At 62.0% G+C, this 8,540-nt stretch carries 7 protein-coding genes; 6 read left to right on the forward strand and 1 reads right to left on the reverse strand.

The genetic code is table 11. From position 1 onward, the window contains the following. The 6 genes from GPA_RS08445 to GPA_RS08470 form a co-directional block, all read left to right on the forward strand. A partial coding sequence (locus tag GPA_RS08445) for an SPFH domain-containing protein (protein ID WP_269446288.1) occupies positions 1-355 on the forward strand: 355 nt, incomplete at its 5' end. A 92-nt stretch (positions 356-447) separates the two neighbouring features. Further along, on the forward strand, positions 448-1,638 hold the full coding sequence (locus tag GPA_RS08450) for an AAA family ATPase (RefSeq protein WP_231847612.1): 1,191 nt from the start codon (positions 448-450) through the stop codon (positions 1,636-1,638). A gap of 299 nt (positions 1,639-1,937) precedes the next feature. Then, on the forward strand, positions 1,938-4,352 hold the full coding sequence (locus tag GPA_RS08455; RefSeq protein ID WP_041239340.1) for a molybdopterin-dependent oxidoreductase: 2,415 nt from the start codon (positions 1,938-1,940) through the stop codon (positions 4,350-4,352). Between the two features lie 9 nt (positions 4,353-4,361). Then, positions 4,362-4,979, forward strand: coding sequence for a 4Fe-4S dicluster domain-containing protein (locus GPA_RS08460; protein ID WP_041240298.1), 618 nt, complete (start codon positions 4,362-4,364; stop codon positions 4,977-4,979). Between the two features lie 16 nt (positions 4,980-4,995). Further along, positions 4,996-6,204, forward strand: a complete 1,209-nt coding sequence (gene nrfD / locus GPA_RS08465; protein WP_041239341.1) for an NrfD/PsrC family molybdoenzyme membrane anchor subunit — start codon at positions 4,996-4,998, stop codon at positions 6,202-6,204. Positions 6,205-6,231: 27 nt separating this feature from the next. After that, positions 6,232-6,870 carry a TorD/DmsD family molecular chaperone gene (locus GPA_RS08470; RefSeq protein ID WP_041239342.1) on the forward strand — a complete coding sequence of 213 codons (639 nt, stop codon included), beginning with the start codon at positions 6,232-6,234 and terminating at the stop codon, positions 6,868-6,870. A 613-nt stretch (positions 6,871-7,483) separates the two neighbouring features. Here GPA_RS08470 and GPA_RS08475 read toward each other — a convergent pair. Next, complete coding sequence (locus GPA_RS08475) at positions 7,484-8,332, reverse strand: hypothetical protein (RefSeq protein ID WP_041239343.1); 849 nt, start codon at positions 8,330-8,332, stop codon at positions 7,484-7,486. Positions 8,333-8,540 lie beyond the last annotated feature (208 nt).

Consider the following 8,540-nt stretch of genomic DNA (forward strand, 5'->3'; position numbering starts at 1 on the left):
GGAGGAGAAGGTGGCCGCCTGGGGCGTGACTATCCTGTCCGTGGAGGTGCGCGACATCCTGCTGCCCAAGGAGCTGCAGGACGTCATGAGCCTGGAGGCCCAGGCCGAGCAGCGCAAGAAGGCCCGCATCATCCTCATGGAGGCCGAGCAGGACATCTGCGAGATGATGGACGACATGGGCGACACCTACGCAAAGAACGACGCCGCCCTGCGCCTGCGCGCCATGCACCTGCTGTACGAGAGCGTCCGCGAGACCGGCGGCACCGTCGTGGTACCCAGCTCCTTCAGCGAGGGCTTCGGCGACGTGCTGGGCGATGCCGCGAAGGACGCCCTGGGCGGAAAGGCCGAAGCGTAGGACGCATACCGTGTTTAAGCGTCGGTTAGCCTTGCAAGATGGTACCTGACAGTGCGAGGTATTTCTGTTGTTCGCTCTGTTATGCCAGGTAGATGGTTTATGCAAAAGTTGCAAAAGTTTGCAAAAGATGCAAAAATTCACAAAGAATGATGCTTGCACCTCCCTTCTGGAAAGGCATAGCCATGGTAATGCACAATCCTTTCACTCCCTCGTTCGGCATCATCCCGCCCTACATGGCGGGAAGGGAGGACCTTATCGAGGAGCTTTCGAACGCCTTTTCCAATGGCCTCGGAGATCCCAATCTTTCGACTATCGTGTCGGGACCGCGCGGTTCGGGCAAGACCGCCCTCCTTTCTTTTGTGGCCGAGGAGGCGGCATCGCAAGGGTGGATATCCGCCAACACCACTGCGGCGACGGGGATGCTCGAGGACATTCTCGACCAAGCGACCGTTGCGGCGCGAGATTTCCTTGACTCGTTGGACGACAAGAAGCTCAAGGGCATAACCATCGGCCAGTTTGTCGGATTCGAGTGGGAAAACGAGGCCCCGCGTTCGGGCAATTGGCGCACGCAGATGAACGCGCTTCTCGATCAGCTTGCGGAGCACGAGGTGGGTCTGCTCATCACGGTCGACGAAGTACGGGTCGATCTTGAGGAAATGCGACAGCTTGCTCGGGTTTACCAGCATTTCGTTCGCGAAGGTCGCAAAGTCGCCCTCCTTATGGCGGGGCTTCCCTATGCGGTGTCATCCCTTCTAAGCGATGAAAGCGTGTCGTTTCTTCGCAGGGCGCGCAAGCATGCTCTTGGCCGCATTCCCGACAACGACGTGCGTGACGCCATGAACCTCACCATCGTACAGGGCGGGAGGGCCATATCGCCAGCGGCGCTCGATACTGCTGTTCGCGCCGTCGATGGGTTTCCCTATATGATGCAGCTTGTTGGCTACCGTATTTGGGCGGAGAGGCCTGCATCCGAGGAGATATCGCCAGACGATGTCTCGCGTGGCGTGGAGCTCGCCCGTCGCGAGATGATGGAGGGGATTCTCGAATGCGCCTATCGCGAGCTGTCGAAGGGGGACAAGCGCTTTTTAGCCGCCATGCTTCCCGATGCCAAGGACAGCTCCCTGGCCGATATAGCCGAGCGCATGGGTGTGAAGAGCAATTACGCATCCCAGTACAAACGGCGTTTGCTGGAGCAGGGCGTGATCGGCGAGTATCAAAAGGGATACGTGCGCTTCGACATGCCGTCGTTCAGGGAGTACCTGCAAACGCAGCTGGAAGGATAGTGCCCCAGCCTGCCTCAGCTGGGGGCCAAGGATGATGTGCTACGCTGCAAAGGCGGCACCCCGGCAGTTCAATGACCTGCGGAATCAGGAAAAACTATGTTAAAAGTAGAATAATCATATGACAAATTATCCTATGACAATCCTTGATTGTCATAGGATAATTCCGTATAGTGAAGTCAGTGGAATTGGCCAATTCTCACGGGAAGCAGGGGGATGTTCTCGTATGGAGCCTGTCGGCAGGGTCTTTGCCCGCAGCCGACAGGGCGGGGATATCCTGACGACATCTTTGAGGAGGAGACATGTCAGGAACTAGCAGCCCGCGCAGCGGGCTCACGCGCAGGAGCTTTCTGAAGGCGACCGGCGCTGCTGCAGGCGCGCTGGGCCTTGCAGGCGCCGCCGGCATGACCACGGCCGACAGCTGGCTCGCACCGGCGCAGGCGCATGCCGAACCGGAGGAGCGGGTGGGGTATACGTTCCACTATCGCCACTGCCAATGCAACTGCCATCTGAAGTGCACGGTTCGCGACGGGCGCATGGTTCTGGTCGAGCCGAACGAATGGCCCGACAAACGCAACGAGACCATCTGCCTGAAGGGTATTTCCGAGATTCAGCATACGTACAGCAAAGAGCGCCTGCAGGTCCCGCTCAAGCGCGTGGGCGAGCGCGGGTCGGGCGAGTTCGTCGAGATCACCTGGGACGAGGCGCTCGACACCATCGCCGAGAAGGTGAAGGAGACCCAGGAGAAATACGGACCGGGAGCCATCGCCATCCAAACGGCCGTCGACTCGCTCACCACCTTCCTTCCCAAGCTGCTCAAGGGGCAGGAGAAGCCCCACCGCGGAATCGATATCGGGCTGGGCAACGGTTTCTCTCCGGCGCTCGCCGAATCGGGCCAGCAGGGAGCCTCGTCGAACGAGGTGACCGATTGGAAGAACGCCAAGACCATCCTGAACGTGGGATGCAACATGCTGGAGACGTGCATGGTAACCGCGCGCTACTTCTTCGAGGCGAAGGAGGCGGGAGCCGAGATCATCACGCTCGATCCCAACTTCTGCACGACCGCCGAGAAGAGCTCGCAATGGATTCCCTTGGTCGCCGGAACCGATCCGGCTCTCTACCTGGGCATGATCTCGATTATCTTGGACAACGGGTGGTACAACGCCCCGTATCTGAAAGCCAACACGAGCATGCCGTTCCTCGTGAAACGATCGGATGGATCGCTGTTGCGGAAGAACCCCGTTGACGACATCAAGCAATCCGGTGCCGATAATCCTTTCATGGTGTGGGACGAGGCCTCGGGTTCCCTGTCTGCCTATAATGCCGAAGGCGTGAACCCTGCGCTCGAATACGAGGCGACCATCGACGGGGAGGCGTATGCCACGGTTTTCAGCCTGCTGAAAGAGGGTCAAAAGCAGTACACGCCTTCTTGGGCTGCCGAAACGACGGGTATAGGCGAAGACGTGCTCGTTGAAATCACCGACAAGTACGCGAACCACGGACCCTCGATTCTCTCCTTCGGCTTCGGCGGCGGGGAGAAGTTCTACAACGCCGACGTCGCAGGGCATGCGGCGGTGCTGCTGGCCACGCTCGTCGGTTCGTTCGGAACCGACATTCCCGGATGGGGAGCGGGTGCGTACGTGAACGCGTACCAGAAGATATTCGGTGCGGGCAAGCTGGCCTCATGGCCGCTGCCGGCGGAGTGCAAGACCGCGTCGGCGCCGAAGGCGAGCGTCGACTACCGCGATGAGGAGAGCGGTATCCGCTTCATGTGGGTGCAAAACGGCGCGTTCCAGCAGATCGCCGGCAATCAGAATCGTACGAACGAGTGGGCGAAGACCCTCGATTTCGTCGTCGTGCAGGATATCTGGCATACGCCTTCGGTGGATTGGGCCGATATCGTTCTGCCCGTGTGCTCCCATTTCGAAGTGGACGAGGAGATCGGCTTCGTGCGCGCTCTGCGCGGCCATGTCCTTTTGCAGCAGAAGGTGCTCGATCCCCTGTTCGAGAGCAAGACGGACTTCTGGATCGATCGCGAGATGGCCAAGCGTCTGGGATACGGGGACGCGCTTCCCGAGAGCCAGGAGGAGCTGACGCGCTTCCAGCTGGAAAAGGCAACCGACAAGGCCCTTGCCGGCATTACCCTCGACGAGGTCGTATCGCACAACGGCGTGGTTGCGCTGAAGAACCAACCGGACATTGCGCGCAGTTACGGCAACCAGACCTACAAGACGACGTCAGGCAAGATCGACCTGTACTACGAGAACCTGGTGGAATACGGTCAGGCGCTTCCCCAATACGAAGCACCCCATGAAGCGTTCGAGGGCAATCCCTTGCGGAACACGTACCCGCTCGTCATGACCCAGCGCCGCTCCAAGTACTTCATCCACCAGAACCTCATGGACGCCTCGTGGCTACGACAGCATTACGAACCGACGCTCGAGATGAATCCCGTCGACATGGCGGCGCGCGGCCTCGAGTCCGGCGACGTGGTCGAGGCGTTCAACGATCGCGGGTCGTTCCAATGCGCATGCATTGCCACCGAGGCGGTGCGCCCGGGAACGACGGTCATCGTCGAGGGCATTTGGAGCAAGTACATGACTGCCGGTGATTTGCAGAACGTCACCAACGACGCTGCGAACCCCCGTGGAAAAGCGCTCGCCAAGGGGAGGGTCACTCCCTTCAACGACACGCTTGTCGAAGTGAAGAAAGCATAGGTGGTCCTCATGACTCGGTTGGCTATAGCCATCAATCTGGATCGTTGCACGGGGTGCAACACCTGCGCCATGGCGTGCAAGATGCAGAACAACGTTCCCATGGGCATGGCTTGGAATCGCGTGCTCAACGAAGATTGCGAGTTCGAGGTGGGCGTTCAGGGGACGTATCCCCACGTCTCCCGCTCGCATCTGCCCGTTGCCTGCCAGCATTGCGAGAATCCGGCGTGCCTGCGCGTGTGCCCCACGGGTGCCACGTACAAGGACGATAAGGGGCGCGTGGAGATCGATTACGAGAAGTGCATCGGGTGCCGCATGTGCATGGCGGCATGCCCGTACAACGCGCGCGTCTTCAACTGGAACGAGCCGGTGCGCGACCCTGACTTCAACTACGGCGACAAGGACGTGCCGGTGCGGGGAAAGGGCGTAGTGGAGAAGTGCACGCTCTGCAAGGAGCGCACCGACCGCGGCGACGAGCCCATGTGCGTGAAATGCTGCCTTGCCAAGGCGCGTATCTTCGGCGATCTCGACGATCCCGAGAGCGAGGTCTCGCGCGTCGTCCGCGAGCGCAATGCCACCGCCCTGCTTCCCGAGCAGGGAACCCGCCCGCAAGTCCGTTACTTCAACTAAGGAGGAGGTGCGAACCATGCAAACCTCTACGAAAGCCAAAGCAGCGATGGGCGTGCTCGGCACGCTCACGATAGCGGGAGTCGCCGCGTGGATCTACCAGCTTGCAAACGGCCTCGGCGTCACCGGCATGTCGAACGGCACCTCGTGGGGCCTCTACATCACCATGTTCATGTTCTTCGTGGGCCTCTCGGCCGGCGGCCTCATCGTGGCCTCGTCGGCAAGCGTGTTCCACGTGGCAGACTACAAGAAGGTGGCGCTGCCCGCCGTCATCCTGTCCACGGTGTGCATCTGCTGCGCTGGCATGTTCGTGCTCATCGACCTGGGCGGCATCCAGCGCGTGTGGCGCATAATCACGGGGCCGAATCCGCTGTCGCCCTTGTTCTGGGACATCTGCGTTATCACGCTGTACCTGGCCATCAACGTGGTGTACCTTGCGTTCATGACCTCCAAGAAGCCGGGCGCGGCCGACAAGGTGGCCGTCGTGAGCCGCTTCGCCCTGCCGGTCGCCATCCTCGTCCACTCGGTGACGGCATGGATCTTCGGCCTTGAGATGGCGCGCGAGGGATGGTACTCGGCCATCATGGCGCCCTTGTTCGTGGTGTCGGCCATGGACTCCGGCCTGGCGCTGCTTATCCTGTCGCTCATGGGCCTCAACAAGTCCGGCCGCTTCAAAACCGACAAAAAGCTGCTGTCCAACCTGGCCGGGCTTTTGGCGGTCTGCATCGCCGTCGACGCCTTCCTCGTGGGCTGCGAAGTGCTGACCATGGCCTACCCGGGAGCCGCCGGAGCCGAGACGCTCGCCATCATGGCCACGGGCGCCACGGCCCCGTTCTTCTGGTTCGAGATCGTCATCGGGCTGCTCATCCCGTTCTGCATCCTCGTGTTCACGAAGAATCGCGCCCGCATGGGCCTCGTGGCTGCTGCCAGCGTGTGCGTGGTGGCAGGCGTGTTCTTCAAGCGCGTGTGGCTGCTGCTCACCTCGTTCGTCGAGCTCAATGTGGCGGGTGCTCCCGGCGTGTCGCTCGGCACGACGGCTGCGCAGCAAGGCGGCGCCGGCATGTGGGCCCTTGCCGGCTCGTATGCTCCCACCTGGGTGGAGATCGTCGTCGCCATCGGCGTGGTGTCCCTCGGCGCGCTCGCGTTCGTCATGCTGGCGCAGAAGCTGCTGCCCGGCGGTGCGCCGAAGCGCGAGGCCGTAAACGTTGCGGCGGGAGAGGCCGCGTAGGCGCCTCGCGCCGAAAGGAGGTTTGGCATGTGCAAGGACATTCCTTGGAAAACCCTGTCCGAGGCTTATGCGTTTGTGGGGAACTCGCTGTTGAGGCCGATGACGATGACATCGCCGGTAGGTTTGGATCCGGCGTTTTGGAAGGCGTTCCCGGTGTTCGACGACAACGCCGTGGCCCGGGCCGTGGAAGCCTGCGCATGCTATGCCGAAGGAGCCGCGCAGCGCACCGGGGCGGGCGAGGACGGGCCGCAGCGCGTGTCGGTGGAATACACGCGTCTGTTCGTCGGCCCGCCCTCGCCCGCGGCGCCGCCGTGGGAGACGATGTACCGCGGCAAGGATGTCACGGTGGGGTTCGGCCAGCCCACGTTCGAGATGCGCGAACTGCTGCGCGCGGCCGGCCTGGAAGTGAGGAACGCCAACAACCAGTACGAGGACCATATGGGCATCGAGCTGCTGTACCTTTCGGAGCTTTGCCGCCGCGAGGCCATGGGGGAGGGCGCCGCCGAGGTGGCGGACATCGCCGCATTCGTCGAGCGGCATCCGCTGTCGTGGATCGGGCCGTTTCTCGATCGCGTGTCCGAGGCGGTGCCCGGTGGCTACTTCGCGGGTTTGCTCCTGGTGGCGCAACGGGTTCTGGAGCACCATGCGAGACTCCTTGCGCGCTAGCGGTCGGGCTGGTGCAGGCCGGTTTTTCCTTTGAGGCTACCGTTCTGCAACGGGAGCGTCGCTCGGTCTCTGCACAATGCGCAGAGAGAAGCCCGGCGGTCATTGCCTGCCGGGCTTCTCTTTGTCCTTGTAGGTCGTGGATCGCTAGGGAAGCGCTGATTAATGTAGCGTTCACGTTTGACCCGTAGGGCAAGGGCAGAGCCCTTGCCCTACGAAACGGGTCCCAGCGCGCATTGATCAGCGCTTCCCCAGGTTCGAGCAATGCCCTGCTGGTGGGCATACGGCCCTGCAAGATGAGGTAAGAGGTCGAACTACGGTAATGGATTCGGAATTTTTTCCCGATATATTACCGAACCTCGGGATTTCGCGTCCGAAACCTAACATCCGACGCCCAATATCCGGCTTTTCGCGCTGATTTGGGCGATTATCTCACCTTGGAAGAGGATTTCGGAACCCTCATCGTTCGCTACGGTAAAATATCGAAAATTTTCTTCGATTCCATTACCGTATTCAAAGAAACAGGGCAATGCGAGCGGACATCGTCGCGCAATCGAGCGGCAAGCACGTGCCTGCCCTATGAAAAAGCCGAATCCGAAAATTAATCAGCGGTTCCCTAAAACAAGAACGCCCCGTCAACGGTCATGGAGATGCAGTTGCCGTTGGGCTCGCAGATCAGGCGCACGTTCGCGGTGGTCGGCGTGACGCCGTCGGCGCCGATGATCGATACGTCGTTCACGTACTCGTAGCCGCCGCCTTCCTGGGGCGTCACGGTGGCGGTGGAGGTGTCGACGCCCTGGAACGTGTAGAACGTGTTGTTGGTGAAGAGCGACGGCATCTCGGCCTCCAGGGCGGCCACGGCCTGCTTCTGCGCCTCGGCGGCCGCGTCCTTCTTCGGCTCCTGCTGCTTCGACTCTTCGGACTTCGGCTCGTCGGTCTTGGCCGGCTGGGTGCCCTCGTTCCCGCCTTCCTGGGCGGGCTGCACGGCGGGCAGCGTGAGGTCCCACGTGCCCTCGGTGGCGCCGTCGTTCCAGAACAGGCGCTCGGAGCCGTACTGGTCGTCGAACGTGAGCGTGCCCGACACCTCTTCGCCGGCCGGCACGGTGATGGTGCCGTCGTCGAACGACGAGCCCACCGGCGGCATGCCGAACGACAGCAGGCAGTCGGCGCCGAGCGTCTGCGGCAGCGTATGGCTCCTCACGGTCACGTGCGCGGTGAGCTTGTCGTCGGCGCGGTCGACGGACGTCACCGTTACCTCGTAGTCGCGCCAGACGGCCGTCTCGCCTACGGCCAGGGCCTTGAGCTTTTCGGCATCGGTGAGCGTGTAGCTGTAGCCGCTGGAGGCGGCTGCGGAGCTGCCATCCGCCGGCACGTTGGGCTCCTCGACTTCCGAGTTGCATCCCGACAGCGTGAGCGTTGCGGCTACGACGCAGGCCGCGGTTGCGAGCACCATCTTCTTGTTCACAGCGTACCCCTTCGTCAAGAGCGAGCAGGCGGGCGGACGCGGACGCCCTGCCGGCCGGCGCATGCGTTTGGGGCGTCGCGCCAGCCGTTTTCGGTTGAGCCGTATCATACCAGTTCGCAGAAGTTTCGTGCGCCCCTCATCGAAAGTGCACGGAGCCTGCCCCCCCCGGCCCGAGCGCCGTGCCGGCGGTTGCAACCGCCGGGCACGG

This window comes from Gordonibacter pamelaeae 7-10-1-b (assembly GCF_000210055.1).
Classification (GTDB): domain Bacteria; phylum Actinomycetota; class Coriobacteriia; order Coriobacteriales; family Eggerthellaceae; genus Gordonibacter; species Gordonibacter pamelaeae.

Bases quoted from the DNA above. Each gene is read 5' to 3' on its own strand.
- GPA_RS08450 (WP_231847612.1), top strand. From the start codon at position 448: ATGGTTTATGCAAAAGTTGCAAAAGTTTGCAAAAGATGCAAAAATTCA.
- GPA_RS08455 (WP_041239340.1), top strand. From the start codon at position 1,938: ATGTCAGGAACTAGCAGCCCGCGCAGCGGGCTCACGCGCAGGAGCTTT.
- GPA_RS08460 (WP_041240298.1), top strand. From the start codon at position 4,362: ATGACTCGGTTGGCTATAGCCATCAATCTGGATCGTTGCACGGGGTGC.
- nrfD (WP_041239341.1), top strand. From the start codon at position 4,996: ATGCAAACCTCTACGAAAGCCAAAGCAGCGATGGGCGTGCTCGGCACG.
- GPA_RS08470 (WP_041239342.1), top strand. From the start codon at position 6,232: ATGTGCAAGGACATTCCTTGGAAAACCCTGTCCGAGGCTTATGCGTTT.